The 16755-nt window shown below is 59.6% G+C and carries 13 protein-coding genes and 4 tRNA genes; 16 read left to right on the top strand and 1 reads right to left on the bottom strand.

From position 1 onward, the window contains the following. Window positions 1–53: 53 nt before the first annotated feature. Window positions 54–842, bottom strand: a complete 789-nt coding sequence (locus tag AC3RCJ_RS03275; RefSeq protein ID WP_492956926.1) for an SDR family oxidoreductase — start codon at window positions 840–842, stop codon at window positions 54–56. A gap of 74 nt (window positions 843–916) precedes the next feature. On the opposite strand from AC3RCJ_RS03275, the gene AC3RCJ_RS03280 reads away from it, so the two are divergent. The 16 genes from AC3RCJ_RS03280 to rpoB all read left to right on the top strand — a co-directional run bounded on the left by AC3RCJ_RS03280 (window position 917) and on the right by rpoB (window position 16671). Continuing rightward, window positions 917–2068 carry a class I SAM-dependent methyltransferase gene (locus tag AC3RCJ_RS03280; RefSeq protein WP_492956925.1) on the top strand — a complete coding sequence of 384 codons (1152 nt, stop codon included), beginning with the start codon at window positions 917–919 and terminating at the stop codon, window positions 2066–2068. A gap of 139 nt (window positions 2069–2207) precedes the next feature. Continuing rightward, a complete protein-coding gene (locus AC3RCJ_RS03285) occupies window positions 2208–3299 on the top strand; it encodes a J domain-containing protein (RefSeq protein WP_492956924.1) in 1092 nt (363 codons plus the stop codon). A 62-nt stretch (window positions 3300–3361) separates the two neighbouring features. Continuing rightward, entirely contained in the window at window positions 3362–4957 is a 1596-nt protein-coding gene (locus AC3RCJ_RS03290) for a DUF3369 domain-containing protein (RefSeq protein WP_492956923.1), read from the top strand. Window positions 4958–5082: 125 nt separating this feature from the next. Continuing rightward, a complete protein-coding gene (locus tag AC3RCJ_RS03295) occupies window positions 5083–6729 on the top strand; it encodes a response regulator (protein WP_492956922.1) in 1647 nt (548 codons plus the stop codon). 233 nt (window positions 6730–6962) lie between these two features. Next, window positions 6963–7047, top strand: a tRNA-Tyr gene (locus AC3RCJ_RS03300). Window positions 7048–7103: 56 nt separating this feature from the next. Beyond that, window positions 7104–7177 (top strand) — tRNA-Gly (locus AC3RCJ_RS03305). A 43-nt stretch (window positions 7178–7220) separates the two neighbouring features. Continuing rightward, window positions 7221–7295, top strand: a tRNA-Thr gene (locus tag AC3RCJ_RS03310). 88 nt (window positions 7296–7383) lie between these two features. Continuing rightward, a complete protein-coding gene (gene tuf / locus AC3RCJ_RS03315; protein ID WP_101483553.1) occupies window positions 7384–8574 on the top strand; it encodes an elongation factor Tu in 1191 nt (396 codons plus the stop codon). 66 nt (window positions 8575–8640) lie between these two features. Then, window positions 8641–8716, top strand: a tRNA-Trp gene (locus AC3RCJ_RS03320). Between the two features lie 32 nt (window positions 8717–8748). Continuing rightward, window positions 8749–9132, top strand: coding sequence for a preprotein translocase subunit SecE (secE, locus tag AC3RCJ_RS03325; RefSeq protein ID WP_492957022.1), 384 nt, complete (start codon window positions 8749–8751; stop codon window positions 9130–9132). Then, window positions 9132–9758 carry a transcription termination/antitermination protein NusG gene (nusG, locus tag AC3RCJ_RS03330; RefSeq protein ID WP_492956921.1) on the top strand — a complete coding sequence of 209 codons (627 nt, stop codon included), beginning with the start codon at window positions 9132–9134 and terminating at the stop codon, window positions 9756–9758. The genes secE and nusG overlap by 1 nt, the downstream gene beginning before the upstream one ends. 116 nt (window positions 9759–9874) lie before the next feature. Then, window positions 9875–10309, top strand: a complete 435-nt coding sequence (rplK, locus tag AC3RCJ_RS03335) for a 50S ribosomal protein L11 (protein ID WP_034753131.1) — start codon at window positions 9875–9877, stop codon at window positions 10307–10309. Beyond that, window positions 10309–11004 carry a 50S ribosomal protein L1 gene (rplA, locus tag AC3RCJ_RS03340; RefSeq protein ID WP_492956920.1) on the top strand — a complete coding sequence of 232 codons (696 nt, stop codon included), beginning with the start codon at window positions 10309–10311 and terminating at the stop codon, window positions 11002–11004. Before rplK ends, rplA begins: the two co-directional genes overlap by 1 nt. 320 nt (window positions 11005–11324) lie before the next feature. Continuing rightward, a complete protein-coding gene (gene rplJ, locus AC3RCJ_RS03345) occupies window positions 11325–11864 on the top strand; it encodes a 50S ribosomal protein L10 (protein ID WP_034753621.1) in 540 nt (179 codons plus the stop codon). A 67-nt stretch (window positions 11865–11931) separates the two neighbouring features. After that, a complete protein-coding gene (gene rplL / locus AC3RCJ_RS03350; protein WP_492956919.1) occupies window positions 11932–12306 on the top strand; it encodes a 50S ribosomal protein L7/L12 in 375 nt (124 codons plus the stop codon). Between the two features lie 258 nt (window positions 12307–12564). Beyond that, window positions 12565–16671, top strand: coding sequence for a DNA-directed RNA polymerase subunit beta (rpoB, locus tag AC3RCJ_RS03355; RefSeq protein ID WP_076565138.1), 4107 nt, complete (start codon window positions 12565–12567; stop codon window positions 16669–16671). Window positions 16672–16755 lie beyond the last annotated feature (84 nt).

Below are 16755 nucleotides of genomic sequence, written 5' to 3' on the forward strand. Positions count from 1 at the left end.
TTTTAGGGGATGCTGGAATGCTAATGTGTATTGGTATTCGGTCGGATTGCTGATTATTTGGTCAAAAACATGACGTCGCGCGGCAGGCCGATCAAGTGCTGGCCGCCATCGACCAGCAAGGTCGTGCCCGTCAGCGCGCGTGCGCCAGCCACGTAACAAACGCAGTCGGCCACATCCTCGGGCGTGCTGGAACGACCCAGCGGCGTGTTTTCATGCGCCTTGGCAAAGTTCGCTGCCGTTTGCTCGCCGGAGACCATGGTGATGCCGGGGGCGATGCCCACCACGCGCACTTTCGGCGCCAGCGCCTGGGCCAGCATGGTGGTCGCCGACAGCAGCGCCGCCTTGGACAGGGTGTATGACAAAAAATCAGGATTGAGATTGTACAGTTTTTGATCGAGCAAGTTGATGACCACGGCTTGCCCGCCTGCCGGGGTGGCCTGGTACAGCGCTTGCGCCAGCAGGATGGGGGCGGCCAGGTTGGCATGCATGTGGGCGTCGAGCGCGGCGACGGAAAAATCGCCGGCATTGTCGTATTCAAACAACGATGCGTTGTTCACCACGCAAGTGATCGTTCCCAGCGCCGCCTGCGCCTGCGGCAGCAACTGGCGCACGGCGTCTTCCTGCGCCAGGTCGCAGGGGAACGCTTGCGCGCGGCGGCCCAGCGCCGTGATCTCGGCCACCAGGCTGAGCGCTTCATCGCGCGAGTCGCGGTAGTGCACGGCGATATCCCAGCCGTCGCGCGCCAGGCCCAGCGCGATGGCGCGGCCGATGCGGCGTGCCGCGCCCGTGACGAGGGCGACGCGGGGTGTGCTGTCGAATGGCGTTGTGCTTGCTTCTGTCATGTCTTTGCTATGGTTGAGATATTCGGTGGACGCCGCACTGGCGGCATGCGCCGCCGATTCGCTACAATGCGGGAATGTCCCTACCCGCACCCGATAGCGACGCGCTGGCCGCGTCCCATGCCTTGCAGCACCAGATTGCCGCCGAAATCGCGCGCAATGACGGCGCCATTCCCTTTGTCCGCTTCATGGAGCTGGCGCTGTATGCGCCCGACCTCGGCTATTACAGCGGCGGCGCCGCCAAGCTGGGCAAGGATGGCGATTTTACAACCGCGCCGGAGATTTCGCCCCTGTTCGGTGCCACCCTGGCCCACGTGGCAGCCGCTATTATGGCGCAAACGGCCCCGCGCATCCTCGAATTCGGCGCCGGCACGGGCAAGCTGGCCGTTGACATCCTGACGGAAGCGGCCAGCGCCGGCATTCATATAGAACAGTATGCAATCGTCGAATTGTCCGGCGAGTTGCGCGCGCGCCAGGAACTGGCACTGGCCGCCTTCCCGCAAGTGGTGTGGCTCGACGGTTTTCCTGACAGTTTTGAAGGCGCCGTGTTCGGCAATGAAGTGCTCGACGCCATGCCCGTCAACCTGATCAGCAAGACGCCTGACGGCTGGTGCGAGCTCGACGTCAGCATTGCCGATGGCCAGTTTGTCTTCGTCGAGCGGCCCGCCGATGCCGCGGTGGCGGCGCAGATCGCCGCCCAGGTGCCTGGTGCGGATGATTTGCCGGTCGGCTATGTCAGCGAGATCCATGGCGTCGCCTGCGGCTTCATGCGCTCGCTGGCGCGCATGCTGACCGCGGGCAAGGGCGGCGCGGCGGTACTCTTCGACTACGGTTTTCCCGGCCACGAATACTATCTTGGCCAGCGCGCCACGGGCACCCTGATGTGCCATTACCGCCACCATGCGCACGCGGAGCCGTTTTATCTGCCCGGCCTGCAGGACATCACGGCCCACGTGGACTTCACGGCCATGGCCGTGGCGGCGCAGGATGCGGGACTCGACGTGCTTGGCTACATGAGCCAGGCGACCTTCCTGCTGGGCGCCGGCATCGGCGACTTGCTGTTGCGCACGGATCCCGCACAGGCCAAAGCCTATCTGCCGCAGGCCAGCGCCGTGCAAAAGCTGCTGTCGCCGGCCGAGATGGGCGAACTGTTCAAGGTGCTGGCCGTGGGCCACCGGGTGACGTTGCCGGAGACCTTGTTGTCGGGTGACCGCAGCCACCGGCTGTAATGTCAAGGCGGGGCAGCCCCGCCCCGCAATTTCCTGTCCGCCGGTGGTTATTATCTTGTCATATCGTATATGATGACCGACACAGCACGGTTCCATCCTGCAAGAACCCGTCGCCGCGCACCGATTTCAAGATAGAACGATGGGAAAGATACATACACACTATGACAACCTGAAGGTGGCGCGCCTGGCGCCGCAGGAAGTCATACGTGCCGCGTACAAGGCCCTCAGCCAGAAATATCATCCAGACAAGAATCCCGGCGACGAAAAGGCGGCCCGCATCATGGCCATCCTCAACAGCGCCTATGGCACCTTGTCCGATCCGCAGCGGCGCCGCGAACACGACGAGTGGATCGCCGCCGAGGAGTGGGAAATCGAATGGCTGGAAAGCACCCACCAGGAAGACGGCAGGCACAAGGATGGCCGGCAGAAGGGCCAGGCCCAGCAGCATGAGCAGGCGTGGGCACAGGATGTGCCGCCAGCGAGCGGCGCGCCGCGGCGCAAGGTCCTGGCCATCTGGCGCAACTGGCGGTGGTGGCTGAGCCTGGGGCTGTGTTTGCTGCTGGGCTGGCTGGGCGCCTTCCTGATGATCGATACGTCGCAGCCGATGCCGGCCGCACTGGCCTCGGCCTGGAGCGGCTTGGCGCGCGATGGCGCCAAGCCGCATGCGGCAGCATCGGCCGATGGCGCGGGCGCCTTGCTGCCGCCGTCGAAGGGCGAGGCGGTGGCGGTCGACAGCTGGGCCGTGGGCAAGCCGTATGCGCCCGAGCCGCAGCAGGCGCGGGCGCCCGAGATCCGCATGCTGGCCGTATCCCAGCTGAGCATGAAAGCCAGCCCGTCCCCGTGCGATGCCGGCGGCAGCCAGCCGCAGGCGCTGGTAGCGCCGAATGGCGAGCCATGGCCCGTGCAATCGGGCTACGTGGAGGGCTTCCCGATCAGTAACAAGGGCGAGGAGCTGGCGCTGACGCTCGACAACAGCGCCAATGCGGTGCCCGTGTTCGTCAAGCTGTATGACCTGGAGCGGCGTTCGAACGTGCGCTATCTGTTCGTGCTGGCACACGACAAGCTGACGGTGGAACAGCTGAGCGCGGGAAAGTATGAAGTGCGATACCAGATGGTGGAGCCAGCTCCGGATGGCTGTGGCGGCAAGAACAAGAGCGGCGCGCCATCACCGGCGGCAAACCCGCCCGTTGGCGAGAGCGCCACGCAGAATCCTGTTGTAAGCAGCATCTAATCTGATTATGCTTGACAGGCATCAAACGGCTTTCACATCGAATCTATCCATTAGGAGTATCCATGACCGACCTCAAAGCCGATGCAGATGATAACTGGCTGCTCGACGAGGATGAGCCGGTAGCCGCCCCTGCCGGGTTGGCCGCGCCTGACCAGCGCCTGTGGCGCGTGCTGATCGTCGACGATGATGTCGACGTGCATGCGGTGACGCGGCTGGCGCTGCGCAACGTCAGTTTCAAGGGGCGTGAACTGGAACTGTTTTCCGCCTACAGCGGCCGCGAAGCGTATGACATCCTGCGCGACACGCCTGATATCGCGCTGGTGCTGCTCGATGTGGTGATGGAAACGGATGACGCCGGCCTGATCCTGGCCAAGCGCATCCGCGCCGACCTGAACAATTCCATCGTGCGCGTCGTGCTGCGCACGGGCCAGCCGGGCCAGGCGCCCGAGCAGCGCGTGATCATCGAATACGATATCAACGATTACAAGGCGAAGACCGAACTGACCACGCAAAAGCTGTTTACCACCGTGATCTCGGCCTTGCGTGCCTACGAGAGCCTGATGATGCTCGAGCGCAGCCGTATCGGCCTGGGCAAGATCCTCGCCGGCGCCACCAATCTGTACCAGGTCCACTCGCTGCGCGAATTCGCTTCCGGCGTGCTGAACCAGGTCAGCGCCATCCTCGACGTGGGCGCGGACGGCGTGCTGTGCCTGATGCAGGGCGGCGCCGGGCGGCCTGAGGTGGTCGCCGCCACCGGCACCTATGCCATGCTGGCCGAGTCGGAAGCCATGCCGGCCGACCATGCGCTCACCGCCACCATCGACAAGGCCTTCGCCGAGAAGCGCAGCCAGTTCGAACACCCGGCGAACGTGCTGTTCATCCATACGGAAGGCAACCGCGAGCTGGCCATTTCCGTCACGCCGCCGTGGCCGCTGGCGCAGATCCAGCGCGACCTGCTGGAAGTGTTTTGCCAGCGTATCGCGGCCGCTTTCGACAATCTGTACATGTTTGGCCAGCTGCGCAAGGCGCAGGAGGCGACCGTGGTGGCGCTGGCCGACCTGGCCGAGTTTCGCGACAGCGACACGGGCGGCCATGTGCGGCGCGTGCAGCAGCTGTCGGATGCGATCGCCCGGCGCATGCAGCAGCGCGGCGTGTATCCGGACGAACTGACACCGCAGCTGCTCGACATGATCGGCCTGGCCAGCATCCTGCACGACGTGGGCAAGGTGGCCACGCCGGATGCCGTGCTGCTCAAGCCGGGCCGGCATACGGACGAGGAGCGGGCGCAGATGCAGCTGCATGCCGGCGTCGGCCGCACCATCCTCGAGCGGGCGGCGAACATGGTCGACGGCGTCAGCTACCTGACGTATGGCGCGCAGATCGCCGGCGGCCACCACGAGCATTTCGATGGCGCCGGCTATCCCAACGGCCTCAGCGGGCGCGACATTCCCGTGGCCGCGCGCATCGTGGCCGTGGTCGACGTCTTCGACGCCTTGCTGCACGAGCGGCCGTACAAGGAGCCGTGGCCGTATCCGCAGGTACGCGAATATATCGAACAGCGCAGCGGCAGCCAGTTCGATCCGGAAGTGGTGGCCGCGCTGCAGGACCTGATCGACCACGAGCCGCAACTGTGGCATCCGGAGCACGCTGCCGCCTGAGCCGCCAGCCGGTTTCGGCGCCGTGCCATTCCCTTGTGCGCGGCGCCGTCATATACTCGGCAGCCTCATGCAGGCTGGCGCCGTGCACCAGTGTGGCGCGCCGCTGAGTTTTCGGACATCACGACATGAAAGAACTCCAGGGCCTCAGCGCACTGATCATCGAGCCGCATCCGGGCATGCGCGCCAGCCTGCACAATATGCTCAACCTGTGCGGCCTGGCCAAGATCGATGACGCAGCCAGCTCGGGCCAGGCGATCCGCATGCTGGGCAGCAAGTCCTATGACCTGATCCTGTGCGAATACGACCTCGAAGGCGGGCAGGATGGCCAGCAGATGCTGGAAGACTTGCGCCACCATAAGCTCATGCACGCCTCGACCATGTTTTTCATGGTCACGGGCGAGGGCAGCTTCGCCAAGGTGGTCAGTGCCGTCGAGCTGCTGCCAACCGACTACATCCTGAAACCGTTCACGGCTGACCGCATGCTCGAACGCATCGGCCGCGCGCTCGACAAGCGCAATGCCTTCGTGCCCGTGTATGCGCTGATCGACGTGGGCAACGAGCGCGCGGCGATTGCCGCCTGTGTCGAGGGCGCCAGCTTGTACCCGCGCTATGCCAGCGATTTCTTGCGCCTGCGCGCCGAACTGCACCTGCTGCTGGGCGAGGCGGCCGACGCCGAACCGATCTACGCGGCGCTGTACGACGCCAAGGCCATCGGCTGGGCGCGCCTGGGGCAGGCCAAGACCCTGTTCCTGCGCGGCGACTATGCGGCGGCCCGGCAGGTGCTGGAAAGCTTACTGGAAAATAACAAGCGCTTCCTGGATGCATATGACTGGCTGGCGCGCACGCACCTGGCGCTGGGCCAGCCGCAACTGGCGCAGGCGGCGCTCAGCGAGGCGGTGGCCCTGTCGCCGCACGCCGTGCGCCGGCTGCGCCGCCTGGGCGAGGCGGCGCTGGCGGCCGACGATGTGGACATGGCGGAAAAGGCCATGAAGCTGGTGGTCAGCAAGGCCAGGTATTCCGAATTCCGCGATCCGGAAGACCATGTGCGCCTGGTGCAGACCCTGGTGCGCAAGGGCGACCCGCTGCAGGCCGGCGCCGTGATCCGCGACCTCGACAAGACCATGGGCGGGCAACAGCACGTGGAACTGTGCAGTGCGCTGTGCGGCGCCATGCTGCATGCGCATACGGGCAACCAGGCGCGCCTGCAGGCGTCGCTCGATGCGGCGCTGCTGGCGAACCGCCAAGGTCCCGGCGGCTCGAATGCGCTGAAGATGGAACTGGCGCGCCATTGCCTGGCGCATGGACGCGAGGATGGCGCCGCCGAAGTGATGCGTGAAGTCATGCGCAATGCGCCCGACAGCGCGGCCATGACGCGCGCCATGGCCGTCTTCGAGCAGGCGGGACGCGAGGAGTTGGCCAAGGCAATGGCACGCCAGAGCCGCCAGGAAGTGGCCGAGATGGTGGCGGCGGGCGCGGCCAGGGCGGGCGAAGGCGACTTCCGCGGTGCCGTCGAGCTGATGAGCGAGGCCGTCACGCGCTTGCCCGACAATCCGCAAGTGGTGTTCAATGCGGCCGTGGCCGTGCTGAAATGCCTGGAGCACGGCGGCTGGGACGAGCGCCTGGGCCGGCAGGCGCTGGTCTTTATTGCCGGCGTGCGCCGCCTGGACCCGCGCAACCCCAAATTGCCTGTGCTGTCAGGCCTGCATCAGCAGATATTGCGTAAATATAAGCCCCATGGAATGTCCTGGATGCATCCCCCTGATGCCCTGTGAGCAGGGGCACTATGGCGTAAATGACGGAAAAATGCGGGGTGCCGGCTGGGTGGTGAAAAAAAATACGAAAAAAGACGACTATTTCGTGCCAACCCTTGCACATTCTCAAATCGGCAGCTTATAATCACGCCCCGAAGCAGCCAACTTCTTCTTTATAAGCAAATGCAGCAGTCAGGCATCAGTAAATAAGGTTGACAGTTGTGAGTAGATGCTTCATACTCTGCGGTTCCCGCGGAGGGGTGGCCGAGTGGTTAAAGGCGACAGACTGTAAATCTGTTCTCTATGAGTACGCTGGTTCGAATCCAGCCCCCTCCACCAAGTTTTTGCAAGGAAAACTGGGTAGTAGCAAGTGAAGATGATGTGAACGATACCTCGCGGGTGTAGCTCAATGGTAGAGCAGAAGCCTTCCAAGCTTACGACGAGGGTTCGATTCCCTTCACCCGCTCCAGTTTCCGTTCAGATGCTTGATGCATCGCATGCAACAAATTACAGCCCTTGTAGCTCAGTGGTAGAGCACTCCCTTGGTAAGGGAGAGGCCACGTGTTCGATCCACGTCAAGGGCACCAGAATTCGCAGCAGGCAGCACAGAAGCAATCCAAACCAGACCGTCGGGCGTGTGCCTGAGCAATCTAATCAAATCATTAGGAGTTCAAAATGGCAAAAGGTAAATTCGAACGGACCAAGCCGCACGTCAACGTCGGCACCATCGGCCACGTCGACCACGGTAAAACCACGCTGACCGCTGCAATCGCAACGGTTCTGTCGAAAAAATTCGGCGGCGAAGCCAAAGCATACGACCAGATCGATGCGGCACCAGAAGAAAAAGCGCGCGGTATCACGATCAACACCGCCCACGTCGAGTACGAAACGGCTACCCGTCACTACGCTCACGTTGACTGCCCAGGCCACGCCGACTACATCAAGAACATGATTACCGGTGCCGCGCAGATGGACGGCGCGATCCTGGTGTGCTCCGCAGCTGACGGCCCAATGCCACAGACCCGCGAACACATCCTGCTGGCCCGCCAAGTTGGCGTTCCATACATCATCGTGTTCCTGAACAAGTGCGACCTGGTCGACGACGCAGAGCTGCTGGAACTGGTTGAAATGGAAGTGCGCGAGCTGTTGTCGAAGTACGAATTCCCAGGCGACGACCTGCCTATCATCAAAGGTTCGGCACGTATGGCGCTGGAAGGCAAAGAAGGCGAAATGGGCGTGGACGCAGTGCTGCGTCTGGCCGATGCGCTGGATGCCTACATCCCGACGCCAGAGCGCGCAGTTGACGGTGCGTTCCTGATGCCAGTGGAAGACGTGTTCTCGATCTCGGGTCGCGGTACCGTTGTGACCGGTCGTATCGAGCGCGGCATTGTCAAGGTCGGCGAAGAGATCGAAATCGTCGGTATCACCGATACCGTCAAAACGACTTGCACCGGCGTGGAAATGTTCCGCAAGCTGCTGGACCAAGGTCAAGCAGGCGACAACGTTGGTCTGCTGCTGCGCGGCACCAAGCGTGAGGACGTGCAACGTGGTCAGGTTCTGGCCAAGCCAGGTTCGATCAAGCCGCATGCGCACTTCACCGGCGAGATCTATGTGCTGTCGAAAGACGAAGGCGGCCGTCATACGCCATTCTTCAACAACTATCGTCCACAGTTCTACTTCCGTACGACGGACGTGACTGGTTCGATCGAGTTGCCAGCAGACAAAGAAATGGTCATGCCAGGCGATAACGTGTCGATCACCGTCAAGCTGATCAACCCGATCGCGATGGAAGAAGGCCTGCGCTTCGCTATCCGTGAAGGCGGCCGTACCGTCGGCGCCGGCGTGGTTGCAAAAATCCTCGCATAAGGAAATGTTATGCTTCCACCCGGGGCGTCCTGGGTGGTAGAATAGCACTCCTCGAAAGTTTTACGTAGGGACGTAGCTCAATTGGCAGAGCGTCGGTCTCCAAAACCGAAGGTTGGGGGTTCGATGCCCTCCGTCCCTGCCACCGTCAAGGTGCAGGGCACCGAAAGTAGAAAAATGTCAAATCAATCCGTGCAAACCGTTAGCACGTCGAGTGACAAGATAAAAGTCGCGCTGGCAATAGTGGCTGCGATTGCAGGAGTAGTCGGGTTTTATTACCTGGCAGGCCAACCAGCTCTGGTGCGTGCAAGCGCGCTTGTGGCTGGTTTGGTTATTGCTGTTGCGCTCTTGTGGATCTCGACGACCGGCCGTGAATTCCTGAATTTCGCCAAAGAAGCTGTGCGCGAGACCAAGAAAGTCGTCTGGCCTACCCGCAAAGAAGCCACGCAGATTACTGCGATTGTGTTTGCCTTTGTGCTGGTAATGGCGATTTTTCTGTGGGGCACGGATAAATTGCTTGAGTTTTTGTTGTATGACGTAATTCTTGGTTGGAAAAAATAATGAGCGAACATGTGCAAGATGATGCGGCGGGCGAACCCGTGCCGGGCGATGCTCCGGTAGCAGATGCTGGCGCAGCGCTGAGCGTGCCAGTGAGCAGCAAGCGCTGGTATGTCGTGCACGCTTACTCCGGCATGGAAAAGAGCGTCATGCGCGCCTTGACCGAGCGCATCGAGCGCGCGGGCATGCAAGACCAGTTCGGCCAGATCCTGGTGCCGATCGAAGAAGTGGTCGAAGTCAAGAATGGTGTGAAGTCGGTCACCGAACGTCGTTTCTTCCCAGGCTATGTGCTGGTTGAAATGGAAATGACGGACGAGACCTGGCACTTGGTCAAGAATACCAGCAAGGTCACCGGCTTTATCGGTGGCAAGTCGAACAAGCCGACGCCGATCCCAGCGCGCGAAATCGACAAGATCATGCAGCAAATGCAAGAGGGCATCGAAAAGCCCCGTCCAAAAACCTTGTACGAGGTGGGCGAGCAAGTGCGTATCAAGGATGGTCCGTTCACCGATTTCAACGGCAATGTCGAAGAAGTCAATTACGAGAAATCCAAGGTACGTGTTTCGGTCACCATTTTCGGCCGCGCTACCCCGGTAGAGCTCGAATTCGGCCAGGTCGAAAAAGTTTAAGTCTGTATCAAGCGCCACCAGGAGCGTTGCAGTTATCTCAGCAAAATCCGGTCAGAGGAGCCCCGCCAGGGTAGGATCGGCGGGGCGCTACTACTCAATCCAAGATAGGAGCCATCATGGCAAAGAAAATCATTGGTTTTATCAAGCTGCAAGTGCCAGCTGGTAAAGCAAACCCATCCCCACCAATCGGTCCAGCTCTGGGTCAACGTGGTCTGAACATCATGGAATTCTGCAAGGCCTTCAATGCACAGACCCAAGGTCTGGAGCCAGGCATGCCGATTCCAGTCGTGATCACCGCGTTTGCGGACAAGTCCTTCACGTTCGTGATGAAGACGCCTCCAGCAACCTACCTGATCAAAAAAGCTGCTGCGATCACCAAAGGTTCGCCGAAGCCACATACCGACAAAGTCGGTACGCTGACCCGCGCACAAGCTGAAGAAATCGCTAAATTGAAAACCCCTGATCTGACCGCTGCCGACATGGATGCTGCTGTACGCACCATCGCTGGTTCCGCTCGTTCGATTGGTATCACGGTGGAAGGTGTTGTATAATGGCTAAGTTATCCAAACGTATCAAGGCTTTTAAAGCCAAAGTCGACCGCACCAAAGCGTACGGTTTCGACAACGCTGTCGCTCTGATCAAAGAGTGCGCAACGGCCAAGTTCAATGAATCGATCGACGTATCGGTACAACTGGGCGTAGATCCTAAGAAATCCGACCAAGTGGTGCGCGGCTCCGTCGTGCTGCCAGCTGGTACCGGCAAAACCGTACGCGTGGCAGTCTTCGCGTCGGGCGAAAAAGCGGAAGCTGCCAAGGCAGCCGGCGCCGACATCGTTGGTATGGAAGACCTGGCTGAGCAGATCAAAGCCGGCGACATGCCTTTCGACATCGTTATCGCTTCGCCAGATACCATGCGTATCGTTGGTACCCTGGGCCAGATCCTGGGCCCACGTGGCCTGATGCCTAACCCGAAAGTCGGCACTGTTACCCCTGACGTCGCTACCGCCGTGAAAAACGCGAAAGCCGGTCAAGTGCAGTACCGTACCGACAAATCCGGTATCATCCACGCTACCATCGGCCGTAAATCGTTCGCTGACGCAGATCTGAAGTCGAATCTGGTCGCACTGATCGACGCCCTGAACAAAGCCAAGCCAGCATCGAGCAAGGGCGTGTACGTGCGCAAAGTCTCGCTGTCGTCGACCATGGGCGCTGGCGTCCGTGTTGACCAGGCTAGCCTGGCAGCTTAAGTAACAGAATCAAGTCCTGTAGCGCCTTCGGGCGCTGCGGGCGCATCTTTGGGCTGTCGGTGCGGTGTTCGCATCGTGCCGGCAGACAATCAAAGACCGTTGGGCCGACTGCGATCGCACATGCAGAAGGTTAATAGGCTTGCCGGCAACGGCAAGTGCCCAACGCAGATGGTGTACCCGAACAAGTTTTGTAGTCCTCATGCTGCGTGAATCCATCCGCTCAGTTTAGTACTTCTTGACTTCGGACGCCGTGTTCGAACCGATGCAAGGCGCTCAACCACTCGGTTGTGATTGCCGAACATCATTTAAGGAGGTTGACCGTGAGTCTCAATCTGAATGACAAAAAGGCCGTCGTCGCCGAAGTTTCCGCACAAGTAGCAAATGCGCAAACGATCGTCGTGGCCGAATATCGTGGCATCCAGGTTGGTCACTTGACGCAACTGCGTGCTAAAGCGCGTGCCCAAGGCGTGTACCTGCGTGTGTTGAAAAACACTCTGGCTCGTCGCTCCGTTGAAGGTACCGCATTCGCCAGCCTGGCAGATGCCATGACCGGCCCGTTGATCTACTCGATCTCGGCCGATGCCGTTGCAGCAGCTAAAGTCATCGCTGACTTCGCTAAAACCAACGACAAACTGGTCATCAAAGCAGGTAACTACGCAGGCAAGCCGCTGGATACAGCTGCTGTCACCGCGTTGGCGAGCATTCCTAGCCGTGAAGTCCTCATTTCGCAGTTGTTGGGCGTTATGCTGGCTCCGGTTTCGGGCTTTGCACGTGGTCTGGCTGCCCTGGCAGCGAAAAAAGGCGAAGGCGCCGAAGCTCCTGCAGAAGCAGCAGCAGAAGAAGCCCCAGCAGCCGCTTAATTGCGCGCGCTTTTTTCTCTCAGTACCAATCTGATGTAACTAACGTAATAAATTTAGGAGTTTCAAAATGGCAATTAGCAAAGACGATATCCTGGAAGCAGTTAGCGCCATGTCCGTAATGGACCTGAACGACCTGGTTAAAGCATTCGAAGAAAAATTCGGCGTGTCCGCAGCAGCTATGGCTGCTCCAGCAGCCGGCGGCGCAGCTGCTGGTGCAGTTGCTGAAGAGCAAACCGAGTTCAACGTTGTTCTGGACACCTTCGGCGCAAACAAAGTTGGCGTCATTAAAGCAGTTCGCGAAATCACCGGCCTGGGCTTGAAAGAAGCTAAAGACCTGGTCGATGGCGCACCAAAAACTGTGAAAGAAGGCGTTTCGAAAGCTGACGCTGAAGCTGCACAGAAGAAACTGGTAGAAGCCGGCGCAACCGCTTCGATCAAGTAATATCTGTACCGGCGGCAGTTAGCGCCCGAGTCAAAGTCTGAGGTTTCCCCTCGCAAGGGGGGAAATCCGACTTTGGCTCCTTTGTCGTCCGCATCGTATTCGTAACATATTTGTAGCCTATTTGTCGCAGTTTTGTTCGATTCAAGCCGGAAAGCAGAGCCTTGAGGTTTCGTCTGTGTCACACGCAGCCGCGAATGTTGCAAACGAGCACTTGCAAAACCTGAATTTTCTATCCTTTCTGTCACTCACGGAGTGTCCATGCACTACTCATTTACTGAGAAGAAACGCATTCGCAAATCATTCGCGAAGCGCGCCAACGTTCACCACGTTCCGTTCCTGCTGGCGACCCAGCTCGAGTCTTATCATAGCTTCTTGCAAGAGGACATAGCACCGTCCGGCCGCAAGAATGATGGCCTGCAGTCGGCTTTCACCTCGATTTTCCCTATCGTGTCGCACAATGGTTTTGCGCGTCTCGAATTCTTGTCGTACGTCCTGGGCGATCCTGCCTTTGACGTCAAAGAATGTCAACAACGTGGCCTGACGTTCGCGTCGCCACTGCGTGCGAAAGTGCGCCTGGTGATCCTGGATAAGGAATCGCCAACCAAGCCAGTCGTCAAAGAAATGAAAGAGCAAGAAGTCTACATGGGCGAATTGCCGCTCATGACGACCACCGGCTCTTTCGTGATCAACGGCACTGAGCGCGTTATCGTTTCCCAGTTGCACCGTTCGCCGGGCGTATTTTTCGAGCACGACCGCGGCAAGACTCACTCGTCCGGTAAACTGCTGTTCTCCGCGCGTATCATTCCTTACCGCGGTTCGTGGCTGGACTTCGAGTTCGACCCGAAAGACATCCTGTTCTTCCGCGTCGACCGTCGCCGCAAGATGCCCGTGACGATTTTGCTCAAAGCAATCGGTATGTCGCATGAGCAAATCCTGGCCAACTTCTTTGTCTTCGACAATTTCAACCTGCGCTCCGAAGGCGCGGAAATGGAATTCGTTTCCGAGCGTCTGCGCGGCGAAGTGGCGCGTTTCGACATCGTCGACAAGTCGGGCAAGACCCTGGTCCTGAAAGACAAGCGTATCAACGCCAAGCACGTGCGTGATATCGAAGCTGCCGGCATCAAGCACATTTCCGTACCAGAAGACTACCTGCTGGGCCGCGTATTGGCGAAGAATATCGTCGATGGCGATACCGGTGAAGTCGTCGCTTCCGCGAACGACGAGCTGACGGAAGACCTGCTGGGCCGCCTGCGCGATGCCAATGTGTCCGAAATCCAGACCTTGTATACCAACGACCTGGACCAGGGCGCCTACATCTCGCAAACCCTACGTATCGACGACACCGCCGACCAGATGGCTGCGAAAGTGGCGATCTACCGCATGATGCGTCCAGGCGAACCGCCAACGGAAGACTCCGTTGAAGCGCTGTTCAATGGCCTGTTCTACAACTCGGACCGCTACGACCTGTCGGCCGTGGGCCGCATGAAGTTCAATCGCCGCATTGGCCGCGATGAACTGACTGGCGCCATGACACTGTCGAATGAAGACGTGCTGGCCGTGATCAAGATCCTGGTGGAACTGCGCAATGGCCGCGGCGAAGTCGACGATATCGATCACCTGGGCAACCGTCGCGTACGTTGCGTGGGCGAATTGGCCGAGAATCAATTCCGCGCCGGCCTGGTGCGTGTTGAGCGTGCCGTCAAGGAACGCCTCGGCCAAGCCGAAGCGGACAACCTGATGCCGCACGACCTGATCAACTCGAAGCCGATTTCGGCCGCGATTCGCGAGTTCTTCGGTTCGTCCCAGTTGTCGCAGTTTATGGACCAAACCAATCCTCTGTCGGAAATTACCCACAAGCGCCGCGTATCGGCCCTGGGACCCGGCGGTCTGACACGCGAACGCGCCGGCTTTGAAGTGCGCGACGTGCATCCGACCCACTACGGCCGCGTCTGCCCGATCGAGACACCGGAAGGTCCGAACATTGGTCTGATCAACTCGCTGGCTCTGTATGCCCGCCTGAATGAATACGGCTTCCTGGAAACCCCGTACCGCAAGGTCGAAGGCTCCAAGATTACCGATCAGATCGACTACCTGTCCGCCATCGAAGAAGGCCGCTACATCATCGCCCAGGCGAATGCGACCATCAACGACGAAGGCATGCTGTCCGATGAACTGGTCTCGGCCCGTGAAGCCGGCGAAACCATCCTGGTTTCCCCGGAGCGCATCCAGTACATGGACGTGGCACCAGGCCAGATCGTTTCCGTCGCTGCCTCGCTGATTCCGTTCCTCGAACACGATGATGCGAACCGTGCATTGATGGGCGCCAACATGCAACGCCAGGCCGTGCCTTGCTTGCGTCCGGAAAAAGCGCTGGTCGGTACCGGTATCGAGCGCACCGTTGCGGTCGACTCGGGCACCACCGTGCAAGCCTTGCGTGGCGGTATCGTCGATTACATCGATGCGGGCCGTGTCGTGATTCGCGTCAATGATGACGAAGCGCAAGCTGGTGAAGTCGGCGTCGACATCTACAACCTGATCAAGTACACCCGTTCGAACCAGAACACCAACATCAACCAGCGTCCTATCGTGCAAGTGGGCGACCGTGTTGCCAAGCGCGACGTGATCGCCGACGGCGCATCGACCGACCTTGGTGAATTGGCGCTGGGCCAGAACATGACCGTGGCCTTCATGCCATGGAATGGTCTGAACTTCGAAGATTCGATCCTGATCTCGGAAAACGTCGTCAAGGACGACCGCTACACCTCGATTCACATCGAAGAGTTGTCGGTGGTGGCCCGTGACACGAAACTGGGCGCGGAAGAAATTACGCGCGACATCTCGAACCTGGCTGAAAACCAGCTGGCACGTCTGGATGAATCCGGTATCGTCTACATCGGCGCGGAAGTGCAAGCAGGCGACACCCTGGTCGGTAAAGTGACGCCAAAAGGCGAAACCCAGCTGACCCCGGAAGAGAAGCTGCTGCGCGCGATCTTCGGCGAAAAAGCCTCGGACGTGAAAGATACCTCGCTGCGCGTGCCTTCGGGCATGATCGGTACCGTGATCGACGTGCAAGTCTTCACCCGTGAAGGCATCGTGCGCGACAAGCGTGCCCAGCAAATTATCGATGACGAACTGAAACGCTTCCGTCTGGATCTGAATGACCAGATGCGTATCGTCGAAGGCGATGCCTTCCAGCGTCTGGAAAAAATGCTGATCGGCAAAGTCGTCAACGGCGGCCCGAAAAAGCTGGCCAAAGGCGCCAAGATCACCAAGGAATACCTGGCCGATCTGGACAAATACCACTGGTTCGACATCCGCCCTGCGGACGACGATGCCGCGGTAGCGCTGGAAGCGATCAAGGAATCGATCAACGAGAAGCGTCACCAGTTCGATCTGGCCTTCGAAGAGAAGCGCAAGAAACTGACGCAAGGCGATGAGCTGCAACCAGGCGTGCAAAAAATGGTCAAGGTCTACCTGGCCGTGAAACGCCGCCTGCAGTCGGGCGACAAGATGGCAGGTCGCCACGGTAACAAGGGTGTGGTTTCCCGTATTGTTCCTGTGGAAGACATGCCATACATGGCCGACGGCACGCCAGCTGACGTTGTACTGAACCCGCTGGGCGTTCCTTCGCGGATGAACGTTGGTCAGATTCTCGAGACGCACTTGGGCTGGGCTGCCAAGGGTCTGGGTATCCGCATCGGCGAAATGCTGAAGGCGCAAACCAAGGTCGAGCAAGTACGCAAGTACCTGACGACGATCTACAACGACAACGGCCGCGCGGAAGAGCTGGATAACTTCGACGACGAAGAGATCATGAAGCTGGCGGAAAACCTGAAAAAAGGTGTTCCGTTCGCCACGCCAGTGTTCGACGGCGCGAATGAAGAAGAGATCCGCCGCATGCTGGACCTGGCGTATCCGGACGACATCGCCAAGAACCTGGGCATGACCGCGTCGAAAAACCAGGTGACCATGTATGACGGTCGCACCGGTGAAGCGTTCGAGCGCAAGGTCACGGTTGGCGTCATGCACATGCTGAAACTGCATCACTTGGTCGATGACAAGATGCATGCGCGTTCGACCGGTCCTTACTCGCTGGTAACGCAGCAGCCGCTGGGTGGTAAAGCCCAGTTCGGTGGTCAGCGTTTCGGTGAGATGGAAGTCTGGGCACTGGAAGCGTATGGCGCGTCGTATGTCTTGCAAGAGATGTTGACCGTCAAGTCCGATGACGTGAATGGCCGTACCAAAGTGTACGAGAACCTGGTCAAGGGCGACCACGTGATCGACGCCGGCATGCCGGAATCGTTCAACGTGCTGGTCAAGGAAATCCGTTCGCTGGGTATCGATATCGACCTCGAACGCAACTAAAAGACAGCCACCTGTCATTTGGTTTGGGAAACACAAAGCCCGGCTGGGAAACCATGCCGGGCAATGTAGTCTCAGGAATATAGA

This window comes from Janthinobacterium sp. GW822-FHT07H11, assembly GCF_058798615.1.

Excerpts from the sequence above, each read along its gene's own strand:
- AC3RCJ_RS03275 (WP_492956926.1), bottom strand. The coding sequence starts at position 842 with ATGACAGAAGCAAGCACAACGCCATTCGACAGCACACCCCGCGTCGCC.
- AC3RCJ_RS03280 (WP_492956925.1), top strand. The coding sequence starts at position 917 with ATGTCCCTACCCGCACCCGATAGCGACGCGCTGGCCGCGTCCCATGCC.
- AC3RCJ_RS03285 (WP_492956924.1), top strand. The coding sequence starts at position 2,208 with ATGGGAAAGATACATACACACTATGACAACCTGAAGGTGGCGCGCCTG.
- AC3RCJ_RS03290 (WP_492956923.1), top strand. The coding sequence starts at position 3,362 with ATGACCGACCTCAAAGCCGATGCAGATGATAACTGGCTGCTCGACGAG.
- AC3RCJ_RS03295 (WP_492956922.1), top strand. The coding sequence starts at position 5,083 with ATGAAAGAACTCCAGGGCCTCAGCGCACTGATCATCGAGCCGCATCCG.
- tuf (WP_101483553.1), top strand. The coding sequence starts at position 7,384 with ATGGCAAAAGGTAAATTCGAACGGACCAAGCCGCACGTCAACGTCGGC.
- secE (WP_492957022.1), top strand. The coding sequence starts at position 8,749 with ATGTCAAATCAATCCGTGCAAACCGTTAGCACGTCGAGTGACAAGATA.
- nusG (WP_492956921.1), top strand. The coding sequence starts at position 9,132 with ATGAGCGAACATGTGCAAGATGATGCGGCGGGCGAACCCGTGCCGGGC.
- rplK (WP_034753131.1), top strand. The coding sequence starts at position 9,875 with ATGGCAAAGAAAATCATTGGTTTTATCAAGCTGCAAGTGCCAGCTGGT.
- rplA (WP_492956920.1), top strand. The coding sequence starts at position 10,309 with ATGGCTAAGTTATCCAAACGTATCAAGGCTTTTAAAGCCAAAGTCGAC.
- rplL (WP_492956919.1), top strand. The coding sequence starts at position 11,932 with ATGGCAATTAGCAAAGACGATATCCTGGAAGCAGTTAGCGCCATGTCC.
- rpoB (WP_076565138.1), top strand. The coding sequence starts at position 12,565 with ATGCACTACTCATTTACTGAGAAGAAACGCATTCGCAAATCATTCGCG.